The following is a 20,629-nucleotide window of genomic DNA, read 5'->3' on the forward strand; positions in this document are numbered from 1 at the left end:
CGTCGGTGCGGCCACGTGCGGGGGTGCGGGACCACGGTGAAAAGGTGCGGGCCGGTTATGCGCCATGAGATTCGCGCAGCGCGGTTTCCACGAATGCCGCACGATGTTTCACCGCAGTGACGAAGGCACGCGGCGTGTTACGGAGCGGTGAACCATGGGTGTCGGACCCGGTGCGCTGCCTACCATGCTGCCTGCGCCGCATACGGTGCGGTTGGCTCGCCCGGAGACGTGAACCGGCCACGACGGCGACCCGTTGACCTGGCAATGGGGGAGCCGAGTCGGGTGGTACGGGGCGGCCGTCGTGGCCGGTGGCTGCGGTGCCGGTCAGACCGCTTCGGCGGTCTCCGGGAGCTGCTCGGTGAGCAGGTCGGTGAGCCGCGCGACCTCGGGGATGTCACCGAAGTCCCTGGCGGCGGTGTCGACGGTCTTGCGGAGTCTGGTGTTGACGCGCTCCGACCTGACCTTCTTGGCGATCTTCAGGGCCCGGGTGGCCAGGACGGTCGACTCCTCGGGCTCGCGCTTGAGGAGGTGCACCGTGGCCATGCCGATCAGGTTGAGCGCGTAGGACCGCTGGTGCTCGTCGTCCTCGCCGAAGAGCTCGACCGCCCGGGCCATGACGGGCTCGGCGAGGGAGGCGTAGGTGGGGCTGCGGCCGGCGACATAGGCGAGGTCACGGTAGGAGTGGGCGTTCTCGCCGTGCAGCTCGGCGTCGGAGAAGAAGCGGATCCAGTCGGGCTCGGGCTCGTCGTCGAGGACGGCGTCGGCGAAGGTGTCCTCGGCCATCCGGACCGCTCGCTTGCACTTGCTCGGCTGGCCCATGTTGGCGTACGCGCGTGCCTCCATCGCATACAGCATGGCCTGGGTCCGTGAGGTGGCGCAGTCCCGGCTTCCGTACTGGGCGAGGTGGATGAGTTCGAGTGCGTCGTCGGGCCGGCCGAGGTGGATCATCTGGCGGCTCATGCTGGAGAGGATGTACGAGCCGAGGGGCTTGTCGCCGGCCTCCTTGGAGGCGTGGAGGGCGAGCACGAAGTACTTCTGGGCGGTGGGCTGGAGGCCCACGTCGTAGCTCATCCAGCCCGCGAGCTCGGCCAGTTCGGCCGCGCAGCGGAACAGCCGCCGGGCGGTGGCCTGGGGCTGCGGCTCCTGCAGCAGGTCGGTGACCTCGTGGAGCTGGCCGACGACGGCCTTGCGGCGCAGCCCGCCGCCGCACTGGGCGTCCCACTGACGGAACATCGCCGTGGTGGACTCCAGCAGGTCCAGCTCGGGGCCGGAGAGCCGCGACGGGCGGCTCTCCGCGCTCGGCAGCTCGGGTTCTGCCTGCCCCGCGCGGGCGACGGGCACGAGCCACCGCTGCATGGGCTCGATGAGGGTGGGGCCGGCGGCCAGGGCTAGGGAGCTGCCGAGGAAGCCGCGCCGGGCGAGCATGAGGTCGCTGCGGGAGAACTCGCTGAGCAGGGCGACGGTCTGCGGTCCCGCCCAGGGGAGGTCGACCCCCGCGACCGAGGGCGCCTGGTGGGCGGCGCGCAGTCCGAGGTCCTCGACCGGGACGACCGTGCCGAAGCGCTCGGAGAAGAGCTCGGAGAGGATCCGCGGGATCGGTTCACGGGGCTGCTCGCCGTCGAGCCAGCGGCGCACCCGGGAGGTGTCGGTGCTGATGTGGTGGGCACCCAGCTGCCGGGCCCGCCGGTTCACCTGGCGGGCGAGCTCGCCCTTCGACCAGCCGCTCCGCACGAACCACGATCCCAATTGCCCGTTGGGGCGCTTGCCGGCATTCGTCTCGCCTGCGCCGCTGCCACTCACTGGAACGCCCCCATCCCGCTGAAACCTGTCGCGCGAACCTCTATCAGAATGCCGTGCCCCGGTGCCGCCTGTATCGGCGTTGCGCACCATCGAACAGAAAGTCGGGTTGCCCGGGGCATACCCACAAGCGCGTGCAATTGCAGGTTCGAGTACCGACGGTAATCCTACGATCACCGCCACGGCGAGGGCCGTTGCTGAAACGCCACCATTCGCCACCCCTTCGGATGAACCCGTCCGGCCCGGCCCGCGATTCACTTGACAGGCCGCGATCAGAAGTAAGCGGAGTGAAGCATTCAGGGGCGTGGAGCCATGACACGCACCTCTGCAACGCCACCCCCGCGCCCCGACGGATCGGCGGCGGCGGAGGACGTCGGCGCCTCCAGGTCGTAACCACCGGTGACTCGGACCCGTTGGAGGGGGCATGGGCTTCACGATCGGCGGCATCCGGGAGATGCGGTCCGGCACGCGGCGTCGCGGCCGCGGGGCCGGGGCGACCGCGGTGGCCGAGTACACAGGACTCTGGGGCTGGGCCGTGGCTCCGGGCGCGCGCGCCTCGGCGGGCGCCTGCTCGTGCGGCGACACCGCGTGCGCCGCTCCCGGCGCGCACCCCCTGGACTTCGCCCGCGAGGTCCCTCCGGGCGCCACCCTCGACACGGCCGCGGACGCCTGGGCCGAGGTGCCGGGCGCCTCGATGCTGCTCCCCGTCGGGCGGACCTTCGACGTGCTCGACGTCGCCGAGGCCGCCGGCCGGCATGCCCTGGTCCGGATGGAACGGATGGGACTGCCGCTGGGGCCGGTGGCCGTGACCCCGGCCGGCCGGGCACAGTTCTTCGTCGCCACCGGGGCCGCCGCCGGACTCCCCGGGCTGCTCTACCGGATGGGCTGGGACGACGCGGATCTGGACATGCGGGCACTGGGCCGCGGGACGTACGTCACCGCTCCCCCCTCGGACCTCGGGGGTCTCGGTCCGGTCCGCTGGCTGCGCGAGCCGGCGCCGGACACGGCCGCCGCTCCCCCGCAGGCGCGGCTGCTGCTGGGCACCCTCGCCTACATATGCCACCGCTCGTGAACGCGGAAGGGCGGTGAACCCCTCTCGGGTCCACCGCCCTTCGCGCGGGTGCGAGGCCGCTCCGGTCAGTCGCCGATCAGCGCGTCGACGAAGGCGCCGGGCTCGAACGGGGCCAGGTCGTCCGGCCCCTCACCGAGGCCGATGAGCTTCACGGGCACGCCCAGCTCGCGCTGGACGGCGATGACGATGCCGCCCTTGGCGGTGCCGTCCAGCTTGGTGAGGACGATGCCGGTGATGTCCACGACCTCGGCGAAGACCCGCGCCTGGACGAGGCCGTTCTGCCCGGTCGTGGCGTCGAGGACGAGAAGGACCTCGTCGAGCGGCCCGTGCTTCTCGACGACCCGCTTGACCTTGCCGAGCTCGTCCATCAGACCGGTCTTGGTGTGCAGCCGGCCCGCGGTGTCGATGAGCACCACGTCCGCGCCCTCGGCGATGCCCTCCTTCACGGCGTCGAAGGCGATCGAGGCGGGGTCGCCGCCCTCGGGGCCGCGCACGGTACGGGCGCCGACGCGCTCGCCCCAGGTCTGGAGCTGATCGGCGGCGGCGGCGCGGAAGGTGTCCGCAGCGCCGAGCACGACGCTGCGGCCGTCGGCGACGAGCACCCGTGCGAGCTTCCCCGTCGTGGTGGTCTTGCCGGTGCCGTTGACCCCCACGACCATGACGACGCCGGGCGTCCCGTCGCCGCCCTCAGTCTTCACCTCACGGTCGAAGTCGGGGCCGAGCAGGGTGACGAGCTCTTCGCGCAGCAGGGTGCGCAGCTCGTCGGGCGTACGGGTGCCGAGGACACGGACGCGCTCACGGAGCCGCTCCACCAGCTCCTGGGTGGGCGCGACGCCGACATCGGCGGTGAGGAGGGTGTCCTCGATCTCCTCCCAGGTGTCCTCGTCGAGGTTGTCGCGGGACAGGAGCGTGAGCAGCCCCTTGCCCAGGGAGTTCTGCGAACGGGCGAGCCGGGCGCGGAGCCGCACGAGGCGGCCGGCGGTGGGCTCGGGGACTTCGAGCTCGGGGATCTCCGGCTCGATGACGACCGGGGTCTCCTCGACGGGAGTTCCGGCGCCGGGGAGACCGACCTCCTCGATGGTGCGCCGCGCTTCGTCACGCGGCGTCTCGGCTTCGTCGCCGACGTGGGGTTCGGCGGGAGGAGTGAGGGTCGGCGTGCTCGACGGCGCCGAGGGCGGCAGCTGCTTCTTCTTGCGGCTGCTGACCACGAGCCCGCTGATCAGGCCGACCGCGACCAGGGCGATGACTACGGCAAGGATGACGATTTCCATAACGCGTCCAGTATCGGCCACGGCTGTGGTCCGGGCGCGGTTCCGGACGGCCGCGGTGACGTACCGCATGGCCGGTATGCCACATATGGGCGTAAAGGTACGCTCCTGTCCGTGGAGAACCGCGGTCTGGATCCCGTCCCCGACGACGAGCGCACCGGCCGGGTCCGCGCCCTCTTCCCCACCTGGGTGACGGCCAACATGACGGTGTTGCTGCTGACCGTGGGAGCCGGTCTCACCGTCTTCGACGGGCTCAACCTCTGGCAGGTCCTGACCGTGGCGGCCGTGGCCCCGGTCCTCTCGTTCGGACTGGTCGGCCTCGTGTCCCTCGCGGGCAAGCGCGGCGGTGCTCCCGGCATGGCGCTGTCCCGGGCCGTTTTCGGACAGCGGGGGAACCTCTTCCCCGGAGCCCTGCTCTGGGTGGCCCGCTGGGGCTGGGAGACCGCCAACGCGGTCACCGGTTCCCTGGCCCTGCTGGCCGTGCTGGACCTTTTGTTCGACGTCCGGCGCACCCACACCCTCGTCCTGGTGACCCTGACGGTCTTCGTCGCCGCGAGTTTCCTGGTGTCCGGGCTCGGCATCACGGCGCTGCGGGTGTGTTCCCGGACCTCCGCCTGGCTCTTCGGGGGTGCGAGCCTGCTCGTGCTCGTCCATCTGATCGGCGCCACTCCGTGGCGGACCGTCCTCGACCGTCCTCCGGGGCCGGCGGGAGTGGTGGTCGCGGGGATCGGCACGCTGGCGGCCGGGGGCATCAGCTGGGTCCCGTCCGCCCCGGACTTCACCCGCTATCTGCCGCGCTCCGCGTCCGCACGGGCGATCGTGGGCGTGACCGTGGGAGGGGCGCTCGTGACCGTTCTGCCGATGGTGATGATGGGGGCGGTGCTGGCGGTGGGAGCGCCGGAACTGGCCGTCACGAAGGACCCCGTGGCGTTCATCGGCGACCTGCTGCCGAAGTGGATCTCGGTTCCCTTCCTGCTGACCGCGGTCGCCGGCATGGTGCTGATCAACGCGCTGTCGATGTACTCCGCCGGCTTCACCGCGCAGACGCTCGGCTTCGCCCTCCCGCGCCCCTGGGCGGTGGGGGTGAACGCGTCGATCAGCCTGCTGCTCGGCGGGACGCTGATGATGGTGGCGACGAGCCTCATCCACACCTTCTTCTCGTTCCTCACCCTGCTCGGTGTGACGTTCTCCGCCTGGATCGGGGTCTTCGGGGTGGACATGCTGCGCGGCCGCGCGTACGACCCGGCGGCACTCATGGACACCAGGCCCGGGAGCGGTTACTGGTACACGGCGGGATTCAGCCCGCAGGCCATGGGCGCCTGGGGTGCGGGGCTCGTGGTGGGGCTGCTGTTCACCGACGTCGAGTGGTTCACCGGCCCGCTCGCCGCCACCTGGATCGGGCGCGACGGTCTGGGCTGGGCGGCCGCGATCCTCGTCGCGGCGGGGGTGTACGCCCTGCTGCCGCGTCCGGCGGACGGGACGGGGGGCTCACCGGTCCGCTTCTGACGACGGTTCCGCCCCCGCTGCACAACGCTGCCCCGGTCCGGCGTGGGCCGGACCGGGGCAGCGGGTCGAGGAGAGGGGCAGCGGGGATCAGCCCATCTCCTCCAGCGCCTTGCCCTTGGTCTCCTTCACGAACTTGATCACGAAGGGGATGGAGAGCACGGCGAAGCAGGTGTAGATGATGTAGGTGCCCGACAGGTTCCAGTCGGACAGGCTCGGGAAGCTCGCGGTGATCGCCCAGTTGGCGATCCACTGCGCCGATGCGGCGACACCGAGGGCGGCGGCGCGGATGCGGTTCGGGAACATCTCGCCGAGGAAGACCCAGACGACGACACCCCACGACAGGGCGAAGAAGAGCACGAAGACGTGGGCGGCGACCAGGGCGACCGTGCCCTGCGTGGTGGGGAGCTTGCCGTCCACGAGGTCGGCGGAGAAGGCCCATGCCTCGAACGCCAGGGCGACGGCCATGCCGATGGATCCGACGAGCGCGAGCGGCCTGCGGCCGACCCGGTCGACGAGGATCATGGCGATCACGGTGCCGATGATGTTGATGATCGACGTGGTGAACGAGTAGAAGAACGAGTCGGTCGGGTCGATGCCGACGGACTGCCACAGCGTCGCCGAGTAGTAGAACGCGACGTTGATGCCGACGAGCTGCTGGAAGACGGAGAGCCCGATACCGACCCAGACGATCGGCAGGAAGCCGAAGCGGCTGCCGAGCAGGTCACTGAACTTCGACTTGTGCTCCCGCCGCATGGCGGTCTCGATCTCGTCCACACGTGCGTCGAGATCGACGCTCTTGCCCTCGACCTCTTCGAGGATCTTCCGGGCCCGGTCCCTCTTCCCGACGGAGATGAGGAAGCGCGGCGACTCGGGGATCGCGAAGGACAGCAGCCCGTAGAGGACCGCGGGTACGACCATCACGCCGAGCATCCACTGCCAGGCCTCGAAGCCGCCGATCTTGCCGCGCTGGTCGCCGTCCGCGATCTGCAGGATGCCGTAGTTGACCAGCTGGGAGATGGCGATGCCGATGACGATGGCGGCCTGCTGGAAGGAGCCCAGCCGGCCGCGGTAGGCGGGCGGCGAGACCTCGGCGATGTAGGCCGGGCCGATGACCGAGGCCATGCCGATCGCGAAACCACCGATGATCCGCCACATGGCGAGGTCCCAGAGGGCGAACGGCAGAGCGGATCCGACGGCGCTGATGGTGAACAGCACCGAAGCGATCTGCATGCAGCGGATGCGGCCGATCCGGTCGGCGATGCGGCCTGCCGTCGCCGCGCCGATCGCACAGCCGATCAGCGCGATGGCGATCACCTGCGCGAGGGTCCCCGACCCGATGTCGTAGCGGTCCCGGATGGCCTCGACGGCACCGTTGATGACGGAACTGTCGTAGCCGAAGAGGAAGCCGCCCATCGCAGCGGCTGCCGTGATGAAGATGACATGGCCGAGATGGTCCGGGTGGGCCTCCCGGGCTCCGGACTCCGGTCCGCGCGCTCTGCTGGTCACATGAACTCCTGATACCTGGCCGCAACGTCAGGTGTGGGGGGTGAGCCCTCCTAGTGGCGCACAACTTCGGGTTGAACACCACTTGAAGGTAAAAACAACATTGCTGAGGTTATGCGTTCAAGTTTCGAAGTCAAGGTTCCATCAGTCCCCTGATCTTCCTCACAAGCACCCAGGAACGCCCAAAAGGTGCGTTGAAGTATTGAAGATTGAGTAAAGACGGAGTGATGGCCCGTCAGTCCGTATGCCCCGGTTGTCAGCGAAGACGCTGACTGATCACCTTGGATACTCCGTCGCCCTGCATCGAGACGCCGTACAGCGCGTCGGCGACCTCCATCGTCCGCTTCTGGTGCGTGATCACGATCAGCTGGGAGCTCTCCTGGAGCTCCTCCATGATCCGGATCAGACGCTGCAGATTCGTGTCGTCGAGCGCCGCCTCCACCTCGTCCATGACGTAGAACGGGCTCGGCCTGGCCTTGAAGATGGAGACCAGGAGGGCAACGGCCGTAAGGGATCGCTCCCCTCCGGACAGCAGCGAGAGCCGCTTGACCTTCTTGCCCGGCGGCCTCGCCTCGACGTCGAGACCCGTCGTCAGCATGTTGTCCGGGTCGGTGAGGACGAGGCGCCCCTCGCCCCCCGGGAAGAGCCGGGAGAAGACGCCCTCGAACTCGCGTGCCGTGTCCCGGAAGGCCTCCGTGAACACCTGCTCGACCCGCTCGTCGACCTCCTTGACGACCTGCATCAGATCGGCCCGGGTCTTCTTCAGGTCCTCGAGCTGCTCGGAGAGGAACTTGTGCCGTTCCTCCAGCGCCGAGAACTCCTCGAGGGCGAGAGGATTCACCTTCCCGAGTTGCTGATACGCCCGTTCGGCCGCCTTCAGCCGCTTCTCCTGCTCGGCCCTGACGAACGGTCTCGGCCGGTTGCGCGGATCCTCCGGACCGGAGGGAAGCTCCTCGCCCTCCGCCGCGGGCGACGGGGGCACCGGCTGGTCCGGCCCGTACTCGGCGGCCAGGCCGGCCGGCTCGACGCCGAACTCCTCCAGCGCCTTGGCCTCCACCTGCTCTATGCGCAGCCTCTTCTCGGCCCCGAGCACCTCGCCCCGGTGCACGGAGTCGGTGAGCCGGTCGAGCTCGCTCTTGAGGTCGCGGCCGCGGCCCCGCTCGGCGGTCAGGTCCCGCTCGCGCTCGGCCTTCGCCGCCTCGGCCCTCCTGCGTTCCTCCTCCGCGCGCAGGACCGAGACCTCCACGTGGCCGAGCAGCTGTCCGGCGCCCGACGCGACGGCCGTGGCGACGGCGGCCTCGTGACGCAGCCGGGCACGGCGCTGCTCGGCGCGGGCACGGGCCTCGCGCTCGGCACGGGCCCCGCGGTCGAGTGCGTCGGCCCGCCCGGCGAGCCCCTTCACCCGCTCCTCATGGGTACGGGCCTGGAGGCGGGCCTCCATCTCGGTCTGGCGCGCGTTCGCACCGTCGGCGGCGAGCCGGTCCCGTACGGAGGTGTCGGGCTCCTCCTCGACCGGCGTCTCCTCGGCCACGAACAGCCGTTCCGCCAGCTCCTCCGCCTCCGCGGTGGCACGCTCCAGCGCATCCTGCGCCCGCACGGCGGAGGCCGTCGTACGCTCGGCCTCACCCGCGGCGCCCCGGGCCTGGCCGGCCAGCCGCCCGAGCTGCTGCGCCACCCCCGACTTCTCCCGCTCGGCGGCCCGGCGCCGCTCCCCGAGCTCCTCCACCAGCGACGCGGACGTGGCGCGCCGGGCGGCCGCGGCGCGCTGGCCGGAGGCGAGCTCCTCGCAGCGCACGGCGAGCTCGGCCAGTTCGGCGGCGGCCTCGTCGACGGATGCCTGCACCTCCAGCAGGCTGGGGGCACCGGCGGACCCGCCGTGCGCGAAGTGGGCACCCAGCACATCGCCCTCGGCGGTCACCGCGGTCAGCCCGGGATGGGCCGCGACCAGCTCCTCCGCGTCCTCCAGGGTGCCGACGACCACCATGTCGCGCACCAGCCGTCCCACGGCGGCCATCAGCTCGGCGGGCCCCCGCAGCAGGCCGGCGACGGCAGGCGCGGCGCAGTCCCCGGTGGCGACGGCGCGGCCCGCCGCAACGGCGGCGGCCGGGGCGTGCTCCGCACCGGCCACCGCCTGCCCGGGGACCGCCGCCGAGGAGGGCCCGGGCCCCTGCCCGGGCACGTGGCCGGCCGCTCCGGCGAAGGGCTCCGTACCCTGCGCGGGCACCTGTCCGGTCCCCGCCCCGCCGGGCACCAGCGCCGCGCGTCCCGCGTCCTGCTTGCGCAGCAGCCGGATCGCGTCGGCCGCCGTGGCCGGGTCCGTCACCGCGATCGCGTCGGCCGCGGCGCCCAGGGCGGCCGCGACCGCGACCTCGTGCCCCGGGGCCACCGTGAGCAGCTCAGCGACCGGTCCGAGCAGTCCCGTGAGCCGCTCCCCCGCGCCGAGCAGCACGCCGGTGCCGTCCTTGCGGCGCAGCCCCAGGGAGAGTGCCTCGTGCCGGGCCGAGACCGCGGCGCGGCTGCGTTCGGCCGAGGTGACCGCCTCGCGCGCCGCGCTCAGGTCCGACTCCGCCGCGGCGAGTTCCCGCTTTGCGGCCTCGTGCTGCTCCGCCAGCTCCGCGTCGCCCGCGTCGAGGCCGTCGACCTCCGCCTTGAGCTGTTCGTACTCCTCCTGGGCCGCGACCGCCCGCTCCCGCGCCTCGTCCCGGGACGCGGCCAGCCGGTCGATCTCGGCCTGTGCCGAACCCGCCCGGCTCCGGGCGGCGTTGACCTGCCCGTGGAGCCGTGCGAGGCCCTCGCGCCGGTCGGCGATGGCGCGGGCCGCGTCGCGGAGTCTGCGCTCCTCGGCCGCCAGCTCCCTCTCCAGTTCCGACCGGTGGGCGGTGGTGTCCTCCAGGGCGTGCTCCGCCGCTTCGAGTGCCGCCTCCAGCTCCGCCTCCTGCTCGCGGATCCGGGCGGCCTCGCGCTCCATGTCCTCGGGATCGCGCCCCCGCCGCTCCTCGTCCGGTGCCGAGGTGGCGCTCTTCACCCGTGCGTCGGCCAGGGAGATCGTGCCGCGGACGCGCTCGGCCAGCTGCGAGAGCTCGTACCAGGTCTGCTGGGCCCGCTGGAGCCGTGGCGCCAGCCGGCGCACCTCGTCCTCCAGGTCCGCCTCGCGGGCGAGCGACGCCTTGAGCTCGGCCTCCGCCCTCTCCCTGCGCTGCTTGAGGGCAGCCTCGTCGGCGATCTCTCCGCGCAGTGCCTCCCTCAGCCGCACCAGGTCGTCGGCGAGGAGCCGCAGCCGGGCGTCCCGCAGGTCGGCCTGGATGACGGCGGCCCGGCGGGCGACGGCCGCCTGTCTGCCCAGCGGCTTGAGCTGGCGCCGCAGTTCGTCGGTGAGGTCCTGGACGCGGGCGAGGTTGGCGCCCATCGCCTCCAGCTTCCGCAGCGCCTTCTCCTTGCGCTTGCGGTGCTTGAGCACGCCCGCCGCCTCCTCGATGAAGGCGCGGCGTCCCGTCGGGTCCGCGTGCAGGACCGAGTCCAGCCGGCCCTGGCCGACGATGACATGCATCTCGCGGCCGATACCGGAATCGGAGAGCAGTTCCTGGATGTCGAGCAACCGGCAGGTGTCGCCATTGATCTGGTATTCACTTCCGCCGTTGCGGAACATGATCCGGGTGATCGTCACTTCGGCGTACTCGATGGGAAGCGCACCGTCGGAATTGTCGATGGTCAACGACACTTCCGCACGGCCGAGAGGTGGCCTTCCCGTGGTGCCGGCGAAGATCACATCTTCCATCTTGCCGCCGCGCAGGGATTTGGCGCCCTGCTCCCCCATCACCCAGGAGAGCGCGTCCACCACATTGGATTTGCCCGACCCGTTGGGGCCGACGACACACGTGATCCCCGGTTCGAACCGCAGGGTCGTGGCGGAGGCGAACGATTTGAAACCACGGAGGGTCAGAGCCTTGAGGTGCACGCCGCCGGACTCTACCTTTCACTCCCGGTTTCGCTGATGAAGGTGCAGGGCACATCAGACGTTGAGCGAAGAGCGACAGGCCGGTGACGGCCCCCGGGGGGAAAGAAAGAAGGGACGCCGGAGCGTCCCTTTGAATCGTGCACGGCACCGCGTGAGCGGTCGTCCGGGCACGACCTTGCGTGACGGATCGCGGGCGGACCGGATCACGAGCGGTCCTCGGTGTTCCGGGGCGGCGATCCGTGACGAAGACATGTCGATGGGTTGATCCCGAGCGGACTGGCGTGCGGCCCCACCGGCCCCGGCAGGGCCTCTGGGGTCAGGTCAGCGCGGGCTCCGCCTGGGGTACGTCGATGTCGATGCTGTCGAGCAGCGACTCCTGGTGCTGGGCGGCGGCGTTGAGCGCATCGTTCTCGTCCTGGATCCGTACGAGCTCGGATTCCAGGTCCTGGACACGCTTCTGAAGCCGTCGCATCTCGGCGAGGAGTCGCGGGTCGGAACCGCCGACGTAACCGAGAAGCGCCTTTGCCATGATGGATGGTCCTCCACACTGAGTGACCGACCGGATGCGGTGTGGGTCGTGAGGGAATCGCACCCGCGGTGCTCGGCAGTCTTCTGTAATCACTGCTGTTCTGCTGTCACCAGCTCTGCCGAACAGCTGAGGTGCGCGGGGTTTTCAGCGTCTCACCAAAAAGTTTGACGGTCAACACGATCACACGCCGGTGGGCCGGGTGTCCCGGGGGCGCGCGGCCGGACGATCATGCGGCGCGACTCTCCTGCGGGTCCCGAAAGGCGTGGAGATCTTCGTCAATGCCGCAGCCTGGCATGTGGCGCGCTTCTTGGCAACCATGTCCGGTCGCCGACTTCTTTCGCAGGTCATTCCGGGTGCGCGACTCCCACGAAGCCTCCCGGTCACCGCTCGGAACGCCTCGTGCGCACAGCGGAACCGGTCCGGTTTCCCGGCCGTGATCAACGGATCGCGAATCCGTCGTATCCACCGCGCGGCGTGTCCCAGATCTCAGTGACGCCGTCCACGCGGCCGGGTGTGTCGTCGGAGCCGAGCCAGTCGAGCAGACGGTGGCAATTCTCACGCGGCCCTTCGGCCACCACCTGGACCCGGCCGTCGTCGAGATTGAGGGCGAAGCCGGTGAGTTTCCCGATCTCCAAAGCATTTGCCCTGGTGAACCAACGAAACCCTACTTGCTGTACTCGGCCGCGTACCCATACGACGAGTCGTGCGTCTTCGTTCATGCCCGAACGCTAACCGGCCAATTGCTTCACGAGCACCTCGCCCCAATCCGCCATGGCGTAAGGTCCCCTCGCAATAGCCTCACCCGAACGGGTGAGCTTGATCTTGAATACGGGGACGTCGTCACGACGCCCGGAGCACGAGGAAGGCACAGCGCATGGGACGGCATCGACGCGCAGGCGCGGCCCCCGCCGCTGAGCAGCGCACGGCGGACGCGGCGGAGGGGCACCGGAGTGCCCGCCGGAGGAAGCGGACCGGCATACCCGTGCGCGCCGGACTTCTCGGTGTCTCGGCCGCCGTGGCCGTCGGAGCGGTCGCTGTCGCCTCCGGCCTGCTGCCCGGCGGCGACAGCTACAGCGTCAGCGGGGGCGGGGCGTCGGACCAGGTCCACGCGGGCGGCGCTCCCGACCTGCTGACGCAGGGCGACTCGTCCGCGGAACCGACCGGCCGTACGTCGGCGTCCGCGTCGGCCGAGGCCAGCCGCGGTGCCGGCCGTTCCGCCGCGCCCTCCACGTCCCCCTCGGCGACCCCGGGCGAGAAGCCCGCCAAGAAGCCTTCGGCGACCGCATCGAAGCAGCCGACGAAGACGCCGGAGCGGACGAAGGCCCCCGCGGCCGCGCCGAGGAAGAGCACGTCGTCCAGCCCGGCGGCCACGAAGCCGGCCGCTCCGAAGACGGCTTCGGCCACCCCGAGCCGTGAGGCCGAGACCCCGGCGAGCCCGTCCGCCACCTCCGCCCAGGCCACCGTGCTCAGCCTCGTCAACCAGGAGCGCGCGAAGGTCGGATGCAGTCCGGTCACCGCGAGCGCCTCGCTGACCGCGCTCGCCCAGGACTTCAGCGACGACATGGCCGCCCGCGACTTCTTCGGCCACACCGACCCCGACGGCGCGACCCCCTGGGACCGTGCCGACGCGGCCGGTGTGGAGGGCCTCGGCGGCGAGAACATCGCCCGGGGCCAGGCCGACGCACAGGCCGTGATGGACGCCTGGATGGACAGCGAAGGCCATCGCGCGAACATTCTCAACTGCGACTACAAGACGCTCGGCGTGGGAGTCCATCTCGGCTCCGGCGGCCCGTGGTGGACGCAGGACTTCGGCTTCTGAGCCGAGGACAGTCACCCCACGCACCACGAAGGCCCCTTCCGTCCCCGGACGGCGGGGGCCTTCCCCTGTCGGGGCCCCGGCCGGCTCCTGTTCACCTCGCGCCTACAACCATGCCTCCCTGACAAGAGTCTTGATCGTCAGCAGTCACTTCATGACGCAGATGATCAGAACCGAAGGAACGCATGAACCGACCCAGACGTACGACGGCGGCCGCCGCCACCGCCGTCGTGCTCGCCACCGCGGGCGGCCTGCTCGCCGCGGCCGTCCCCGCCTCCGCCGCCGTCACCTGCGCGTCGCCCGTCTTCACGCGCACGTTCTACGCGAACACCAGCTTCACCGGCACCCCGAAGGGCACGGACTGCGACTCCGTGATCGACCAGGACTGGGGCACCGGCGCACCCGGCTACAAGGGCATGCCCGCCAACGACTTCGGTGTCCGCTGGTCCACGACCCGCGATTTCGGTTCGGGCGGGCCGTTCACGTTCAAGGCCTCGTCCCGTGACGGCATCCGTGTGTACGTCGACGGCGTCCGCAAGATCGACCTGTGGAAGAACGTCGCGAACACGGTCTCCAGGACGGCCGACGTGACGATCCCGTCCGGGAAGCACAGTCTGCGCATCGACTTCGTGAACTGGACCGGCGCCGCCGACGTCGAGTTCACCTACGCGCCCCGCACGACGGCCGGTGCCGACAAGGTCAAGCCGCTGGTTCCCACGGGGACCACCGTCACCTACAGCACCGCCTCCACGTCCACGAAGGTCGGCTGGGCGAAGAACAAGGAGATGGACCTCGCCGGATACCGCGTGTACCGGCGGCTGAAAGGCACCGCGTACCCGGCGAAGCCCCTCGCCACGACCACGTCCACCTCGTACACCGACACGACCGTGCCGAAGGACGGCAACGTCTACTACTACGAGGTGCGCGCGTACGACAAGGCGGGCAACACCTCCTCGGGCACCGCCGACCTCCCCGTCACCACGCTCGACCGCACGGCCCCCGCCGCGCCCAAGGGCGTAGAGGACAACTGGTCCGTCGGCAGCCCCACCAGGATCACGCTCTACTGTGACGGCAACACCGAGCCCGACCTCGCCGAGTACCGGGTCTACCGCTCGACCTCGCTGCCGGTCGCCCTCACCCCCGCCAACCGCCTGGCCTCCTCGGGCGGCGGCTACAGCGGGCCGCTGCCGCAGACCGGTGACGTCTACTACTACGTCGTCACCGCCGTCGACACGAGCGGCAACGAGTCCCCGGCCTCCGGCACCGCCGAGTACTACAGCGACGACCTGACCGGACCGGTCGACACCGCGCTCGGCGTGCGGGCCTCGGAGAGCGAGGCGGGTGTCACCCTCACCTGGGACGCCTCGGAGCGGACCAGCGCCGACTTCGCGGGCTACTCGGTCTTCCGTACCAGCCGCCCGGGCACCTCCAACTCCGTGCGCTCCGAGGTCGGCACGGGAGTGAAGGGGACCAGCTTCACCGACGCCGCGCCCCCGCCCGGTGCTACCTACACCTACCGGGTCGTCGCCCTGGACCACGAGGGGAACGGCGGCACCCCCTCCGCGGAGCTCTCCGTCACCGTCAGCGGGAACACGACCGCGCCCGCCGCCGTCACCGGGGTGAAGGCCGTCCCCGCGGCGAACGGCGTCACCCTCTCCTGGGACGCGAGCAAGGACCCCGGCCTCGCGCACTACCTCGTGCTGCGCGGCACCCTCGTCGACGGGCAGTGGACGTACAAGGCCGTGCCGCACCCGTCGGACTTCCAGCCGTGGAAGGTCACGGAGACGACGTTCCACGACCACGTCCCGGCGGACGGACAGCAGGTCCGCTACGCCCTGGTCGCCGTCGACCAGTACGGGAACCAGCTCACCCCGGCCACCGGCGCGACGGTGGTCGACGTCACCGAGCTGGACCTCCGCCCGACAGCGCCGGCCGCGACCGGCGCGCCGCTGGTGTACCTCGGCTCCGACCAGAACGGCTGGCTCTCCTGGGCCCTCGCGAGCTCCGAGAGCCTCGGCGAGGTCTCCGGTTTCGCGATCCACCGCTGGAACCCGGTGACGAAGACCTTCGACCTGGTCCGCACGGAGCCCAGGGACAACGGCACCACCTGGCACTGGGTGGATCCCGCCCTGCCGCCGGCGACCACGGCCTACTACCGCGTCTCGGTCCTCTACGCGGACGGCACCACGTCCGGAGCGAGTGAGGTCTCCGTCGTGACCCGCTGACGCATGCCGGCGGGGGCACACCCCGCGCCTGTGCAGCGCTCACCGGAAGTGAGCGCTGCACAGGCGTAAGCTGGCCGTATGGGTGAGACACAGACGGACGCCGTGCCCGACGTCGAGGGCGACTCGCCCTTCGACGTCTTCTCGCGGCAGTGCCCCTCGCGCGGAACCCTGGAACACGTCACCGGCCGCTGGGGCAGCCTGACCCTGGGGGCCCTGTACGAGAGCGGCGCACGCTTCAACGAGCTGCGCCGCCGCGTCGACGGTGTCAGCGAGAAGATGCTCTCCCGGACGCTCCACGCGCTGGAGCGTGACGGTCTGGTCCACCGGGACGCCCGGCTCACCAACCCACCGCGCGTCGACTACGCGCTGACGCCGCTCGGCCATGACGTCACGGCCCGGCTGATGGACCTCATCCTGCTCGTCGAGGGCCGGATGCCCGAGGTCATGGATGCCCGGGGCCGCTACGACGCGGCGCACGAGGCCTGACGCGGGACGTCAGGTGAGCCGCGGCGGACGCTGGCAGCGCGGGCAGAAGTAGCTGGAGCGGTTCATCCAGGGCCTGCGGCGCATCGGCGTACCGCACCGGTGGCAGGGCTCGTCCTCACGTCCGTAGGCGTCCAGCGACCGGTCGAAGTAGCCGGACTCGCCGTTCACGTTGACGTAGAGGCTGTCGAAGCTGGTGCCCCCCTGGTCGAGGGCCGAGCGCATGACGTCCCGGACGTGGCCCAGCAGCTCCGCCGTCCTCGGGCGGGTCAGGGTCGCGGTCGGCCGCTCGTAGTGCAGCTTGCTGCGCCAGAGCGCCTCGTCGGCGTAGATGTTGCCCACGCCGCTGATCAGCGACTGGTCGAGCAGGGCGCGCTTGACCGTCGTACGGCGCAGGCGAAGCGCCAGATGGAAGGCGTCGTCGTCGAAGGCCGGGTCGAGGGGGTCGCGGGCGATGTGCGCGATGACGTCGGGCAGGCCGTCGGGGGTGTTCCCGTGCAGCGACAGCCCGCCGAAGGTGCGCTGGTCGACGAAGCGCAGTTCGGTGCCGAGCGCGTCGTCGAAGCGGATCCTGATCCGCAGGTGCTTCTCGTCGGGGGCGTCCTCCGGCTGGACGAGCAGCTGGCCGCTCATGCCCAGGTGTCCCAGCAGCGAGGAGTCCGCCTCGTCGAGGGGGACCCAGAGGTACTTGCCGCGGCGCATCGCCGTGCCGAAGCGCAGACCCCGCAGCCTGGCCGCGAAGTCCGCGCCCCCCGCGAGGTGCCTCCGGACCGCACGCGGGTGCAGGACCTCGACCGCTTCGACGGTGCGCCCGGCGGTCCAGCGCTCCAGCCCCCGCCGCACGACTTCGACCTCGGGCAGTTCGGGCACGACGGGCACTCCTTCGGGGACGTGACAGGACAGCGGAAACCCCCCGGTGCGCGAGGCACCGAGGGGTTTCCGGATCAATCAGGCGGGAGCCGCGTCCGAGTTCGGCGACGGGGCGGAAGGGGTGTCGGCGACCCCTCCGTCGGCTGCGGCCTTGGCCGCCGCCTCCCGTGCTTCCGCGGCGGCGCTGATCTCGCGCCAGGCGGACTCGGCCGCCTGCTGCTCCGCTTCCTTCTTGCTACGGCCGGTGCCGGTGCCGTACGAGACACCACCGACGCGAGCAGCAGCAGTAAAGGTCTTCTCGTGATCGGGGCCGGTCTCCGTGACGAGGTACTCGGGGACTCCGAGGCTCTCGCTCGCGGTGAGCTCCTGGAGGCTGGTCTTCCAGTCCAGGCCGGCTCCGAGGTTGGAGGACCTGTCGATCAGCGGGTCGAAGAGCCGGTGGACCAGCTCCGAGGCCGCGCCGAGGCCCTGGTCGAGATAGACGGCGCCGATCACCGCTTCAAGGGTGTCGGCGAGGATGGAAGCCTTGTCCCGGCCACCCGTGCCCTCTTCACCGCGGCCGAGCCGGATGAAGGAGCCGAGTTCGAGGCCGCGGCCCACTTCCGCAAGTGCACGCGAGTTGACCACCGCGGCCCGCAACTTGGCCAACTGGCCTTCGGGCAGGTCGGGGTGGGTGCGGTACAGCGTGTCCGTGACCACCAGGCCGAGCACTGAATCCCCGAGGAATTCGAGCCGCTCGTTGGTGGGCAGACCGCCGTTCTCGTACGCGTACGAACGGTGGGTCAGCGCACGCACCAGAAGGGCGGACTCGAGGTGGTACCCGAGCCGCCCTTCCAGAAGCGTGTGGGACGAGGCTGTGTTGATGTTGTCTGCCTGCTTCTTGGCGCTGGACAACTCAGACATCGGGCCTCTCACCAGCCGCTCAGACCTCGAGGACCTGGCGCTTGTTGTAGGTGCCGCAGCTCGGGCACGCGATGTGCTGGAGCTTCGGCTCCTGGCACCGCTCACACGAAACCAGGGTGGGGACCGCAGCCTTCCACTGCGACCGGCGGTGGCGCGTGTTGCTGCGCGACATCTTCCGCTTCGGAACAGCCACGGCTACTTCTCCTGCTTCTCGTCGACGCCCGGTTCGGCGCCGCCCATGTTGTCCTTCTCGCCGTCCTGAACGGTCTCGGCGAGTCCTTGCAGTGCCGCCCAACGGATGTCGGCGACGTCGTGGTGGTGGTCCGGATTCTCGTCCAGCCTGATCCCGCATTCGGAACACAGACCGGCACAGGTCTCCTTGCACACCGGCTGCAGCGGCAGTGCGAGCACCACCGCGTCACGCAGCACAGGCTCGAGGTCGAACGAGTCGTCCTCGAGAAAGAACCTGTCCTCGTCGTCCTCGGCGTCGTCGACCGGGTCCGCGGTCCTGCTGCGGTTCCGGTCGTCGGCGTCAGGGTACGAGAACAGCTCCTGGAAGTCCGCTTCGACCTCGAGGGTCAGCGGCTCCAGACACCTTACGCACTCCCCCTCGGCCGTCGCACGGGCGGTGCCTGTGACAAGCACCCCTTCCATGACCGATTCGAGGCGGAGGTCCAGCGCCAGGGGCGCGTTCTCCGGAACTCCGACGACCCCGTCGATGCCGAGGTCCTTCGGTGCTTCCGCCGTGCGGGTCAGCCGCTTCTGGGTACCCGGACGCCGGCCCAGCTCGCGCGTGTCGAACACGAGAGGACTGCGGTGGTCGAGGTGGCCGTTCAGGGCTTTTCCTGCTTTCGAGATCATGTGCGTGGTGCTGCTTCGGGGAAGCTGCCCCTGTCCTCAGGAAAGAGGGCAGCCGGGATCGCTGCATACGCGCGACCGAAGAGCCAGGATACTGGACGTACCGCCCAGCTCCCAATCCGGTGGGGACCGCTCCGGTCAGCGGCCCTGTTCGTACCGGCGGAGCTGCTCCAGGTCGATCATGCTGGTGTCGAAGAGACTGGTCTCGTCGAGCGCGCTCTCGCCCTGCTGCGCGGGAACCTGGGCCTGCTGCGGCCAGTACTCCTGCTGCTGGTCCGGGTCGTACGCCTGCTGCTGGTAGCCCGCGTACGGGTCCTGCTGCTGGTAGCCGTAGCCGTCCTGGACCGGCTGCTGGTCCTGGTAGCCGTACGTCTGCGCGTACGGGGCGTCCGGCTGGGCCTGGACCGGGAAGCCGCCCTGGGACGGGTCCTGGTAGTCCGCCACCGGCGCGTACTCCGGCTGCACCGGCTCCGCGTAGGAGGGCTGCTGGGGGCTCCGGAGCGGTTCGGGGGTGGCCAGCTCGGCCAGACCGGCCCAGTGGTCCTCGTCGCTGGTGTGCTGGTGGCCGCCCGCGGCGTCCTGGGCCGCCATGTGCGCGCCGAGGTCGTCGGTGGCGACCCGGCCGTGCAGCTTCTGGCGGCCCCGGCCGACGGCCTCCAGGGTCTTGGCCAGCACGGCCTCGAAGGCGCCGAGCTTGGTGTCCACGTAGTCGTCGGCACGCCGGCGGAGCGTCTCGGGGTCGGCGCTGCGCTCGGGGGCCTCGGCGAAGTCGGGGTCCTGGTACCCCTGCTCGTCGAGCCCCTCGCCGCGGCCGAGGAGCTTCTCGCGGCCCCGGTCGACGGAGCCGATGGTCTTGGTGAGGACGACCTCGAAGTTGGCGAGCTTGCTGTCGACGTACTCGTCGGCCTCGCCGCGGACCTCGTCGGCCTCCCTGCGGGCCTCGGACAGGATCCGGTCCGCCTCAGCCTGGGAGCGCTGGGCGATCTCGGTGCCGGAGACCAGCGAGCCGCGCTCCGCGCGGGCGGACTCGATGATCCGCTCGGCCTCCTGCCGGGCCTGCTCGACGAGCTGCTCGTGGCCGCCGATGAGCTCCTGGGCGTGGGCGAGGGAGCCGGGCAGCGCCTCGCGCACCTCCTCGAGCATCGCGAGCAGTTCGGCCCGGTTCACCACACAGGACGCCGACATGGGCATGGAGCGGGCGTTCCCGACCGTTTCGACGATCTCGTCGAGCTTCTTCTGCACGTCCACCGTGTGCTCGCCACTCTCTGCTGCTGTTGGAGACGGACGGGACGACTGTAAGGCCAGTCGCCTCCACTCCGACACCTGGTGACGGACGGTCAGCCCGTCACTTCCGGCCGAGACGGTCCACGAGCGCCTCGTGGACGGTCGGCGGCAGCAGGTGCGCCACGTCGCCGCCCCAGGCGGCGACCTCCTTGACCAGGGAGGACGACAGGAAGCTGTAGGTCGGGTTCGTCGGCACGAACAGCGTCTCGACGCCCGAGAGGCCGTTGTTCATCTGGGCCATCTGAAGCTCGTAGTCGAAGTCGCTGACGGCCCGCAGGCCCTTCACGATCGCCGGGATGTCACGCTGCTTGCAGAAGTCGACCAGCAGGCCGTGGAAGGACTCGACCTCCACGTTGCCGAAGTCGGCCGTCACCTCGCGGATCATCTCGATCCGCTCGTCGACGGTGAACAGGCCCTTCTTGGACTGGTTGATCATCACGGCGACGTGCACGACGTCGTACAGCTTCGAGGCTCGTCCGATGATGTCGAGATGTCCGTTGGTGATGGGGTCGAACGACCCCGGACAGACGGCGCGGCGCAACGTGGTTCCCTCGCTCTCC

At 70.6% G+C, this 20,629-nt stretch carries 17 protein-coding genes; 5 read left to right on the top strand and 12 right to left on the bottom strand.

The features are described 5' to 3' along the window. Positions 1-324: 324 nt before the first annotated feature. Positions 325-1,800, bottom strand: a complete 1,476-nt coding sequence (locus ACFC51_RS00610; protein WP_376372767.1) for a hypothetical protein — start codon at positions 1,798-1,800, stop codon at positions 325-327. 421 nt (positions 1,801-2,221) lie between these two features. On the opposite strand from ACFC51_RS00610, the gene ACFC51_RS00615 reads away from it, so the two are divergent. Beyond that, positions 2,222-2,869, top strand: a complete 648-nt coding sequence (locus ACFC51_RS00615; protein WP_376372770.1) for a bifunctional DNA primase/polymerase — start codon at positions 2,222-2,224, stop codon at positions 2,867-2,869. Between the two features lie 65 nt (positions 2,870-2,934). Here ACFC51_RS00615 and ftsY read toward each other — a convergent pair whose 3' ends face one another. Further along, complete coding sequence (gene ftsY, locus ACFC51_RS00620; protein WP_376372773.1) at positions 2,935-4,140, bottom strand: signal recognition particle-docking protein FtsY; 1,206 nt, start codon at positions 4,138-4,140, stop codon at positions 2,935-2,937. Positions 4,141-4,251: 111 nt separating this feature from the next. On the opposite strand from ftsY, the gene ACFC51_RS00625 reads away from it, so the two are divergent. Continuing rightward, complete coding sequence (locus ACFC51_RS00625; RefSeq protein ID WP_376372776.1) at positions 4,252-5,643, top strand: purine-cytosine permease family protein; 1,392 nt, start codon at positions 4,252-4,254, stop codon at positions 5,641-5,643. Between the two features lie 87 nt (positions 5,644-5,730). Here ACFC51_RS00625 and ACFC51_RS00630 read toward each other — a convergent pair whose 3' ends face one another. The 4 genes from ACFC51_RS00630 to ACFC51_RS00645 form a co-directional block, all read right to left on the bottom strand. Beyond that, positions 5,731-7,149, bottom strand: coding sequence for a sugar porter family MFS transporter (locus ACFC51_RS00630; RefSeq protein WP_376372779.1), 1,419 nt, complete (start codon positions 7,147-7,149; stop codon positions 5,731-5,733). A gap of 253 nt (positions 7,150-7,402) precedes the next feature. Continuing rightward, on the bottom strand, positions 7,403-11,101 hold the full coding sequence (locus tag ACFC51_RS00635; RefSeq protein WP_376372782.1) for an AAA family ATPase: 3,699 nt from the start codon (positions 11,099-11,101) through the stop codon (positions 7,403-7,405). 316 nt (positions 11,102-11,417) lie between these two features. Continuing rightward, positions 11,418-11,630, bottom strand: a complete 213-nt coding sequence (locus ACFC51_RS00640; protein WP_033304037.1) for a hypothetical protein — start codon at positions 11,628-11,630, stop codon at positions 11,418-11,420. A gap of 437 nt (positions 11,631-12,067) precedes the next feature. Beyond that, positions 12,068-12,349, bottom strand: coding sequence for an acylphosphatase (locus tag ACFC51_RS00645; RefSeq protein ID WP_376372785.1), 282 nt, complete (start codon positions 12,347-12,349; stop codon positions 12,068-12,070). Positions 12,350-12,504: 155 nt separating this feature from the next. Between ACFC51_RS00645 and ACFC51_RS00650 the strand changes: the two genes are divergently transcribed. The 3 genes from ACFC51_RS00650 to ACFC51_RS00660 all read left to right on the top strand — a co-directional run bounded on the left by ACFC51_RS00650 (position 12,505) and on the right by ACFC51_RS00660 (position 16,157). Beyond that, entirely contained in the window at positions 12,505-13,449 is a 945-nt protein-coding gene (locus tag ACFC51_RS00650) for a CAP domain-containing protein (RefSeq protein ID WP_376526287.1), read from the top strand. A gap of 182 nt (positions 13,450-13,631) precedes the next feature. Continuing rightward, entirely contained in the window at positions 13,632-15,671 is a 2,040-nt protein-coding gene (locus tag ACFC51_RS00655; RefSeq protein WP_376526289.1) for a PA14 domain-containing protein, read from the top strand. Positions 15,672-15,749: 78 nt separating this feature from the next. Then, on the top strand, positions 15,750-16,157 hold the full coding sequence (locus ACFC51_RS00660; RefSeq protein WP_376372792.1) for a winged helix-turn-helix transcriptional regulator: 408 nt from the start codon (positions 15,750-15,752) through the stop codon (positions 16,155-16,157). A gap of 9 nt (positions 16,158-16,166) precedes the next feature. Here the strand turns inward: ACFC51_RS00660 and mutM are convergent, their stop codons facing one another. From mutM to coaD, 6 genes are all read right to left on the bottom strand, one after another. Continuing rightward, the gene (gene mutM / locus ACFC51_RS00665) at positions 16,167-17,024 is read right to left on the bottom strand and encodes a bifunctional DNA-formamidopyrimidine glycosylase/DNA-(apurinic or apyrimidinic site) lyase (RefSeq protein ID WP_376372794.1); all 858 of its coding nucleotides are present in this window, start codon (positions 17,022-17,024) and stop codon (positions 16,167-16,169) included. Between the two features lie 78 nt (positions 17,025-17,102). Beyond that, complete coding sequence (gene rnc, locus ACFC51_RS00670; protein ID WP_376372797.1) at positions 17,103-17,927, bottom strand: ribonuclease III; 825 nt, start codon at positions 17,925-17,927, stop codon at positions 17,103-17,105. A 19-nt stretch (positions 17,928-17,946) separates the two neighbouring features. Next, on the bottom strand, positions 17,947-18,120 hold the full coding sequence (gene rpmF, locus ACFC51_RS00675; protein ID WP_003965982.1) for a 50S ribosomal protein L32: 174 nt from the start codon (positions 18,118-18,120) through the stop codon (positions 17,947-17,949). Positions 18,121-18,122: 2 nt separating this feature from the next. Then, a complete protein-coding gene (locus tag ACFC51_RS00680) occupies positions 18,123-18,788 on the bottom strand; it encodes a DUF177 domain-containing protein (protein ID WP_376372800.1) in 666 nt (221 codons plus the stop codon). A 135-nt stretch (positions 18,789-18,923) separates the two neighbouring features. Next, positions 18,924-20,033, bottom strand: coding sequence for a cell division initiation protein (locus tag ACFC51_RS00685; protein ID WP_376526292.1), 1,110 nt, complete (start codon positions 20,031-20,033; stop codon positions 18,924-18,926). A gap of 97 nt (positions 20,034-20,130) precedes the next feature. Further along, complete coding sequence (coaD, locus tag ACFC51_RS00690) at positions 20,131-20,610, bottom strand: pantetheine-phosphate adenylyltransferase (protein ID WP_376372908.1); 480 nt, start codon at positions 20,608-20,610, stop codon at positions 20,131-20,133. Between the last annotated feature and the right edge of the window lie 19 nt (positions 20,611-20,629).

Origin of the sequence: Streptomyces sp. NPDC055962, assembly GCF_042270185.1 — a bacterium.
Lineage (GTDB): Bacteria > Actinomycetota > Actinomycetes > Streptomycetales > Streptomycetaceae > Streptomyces.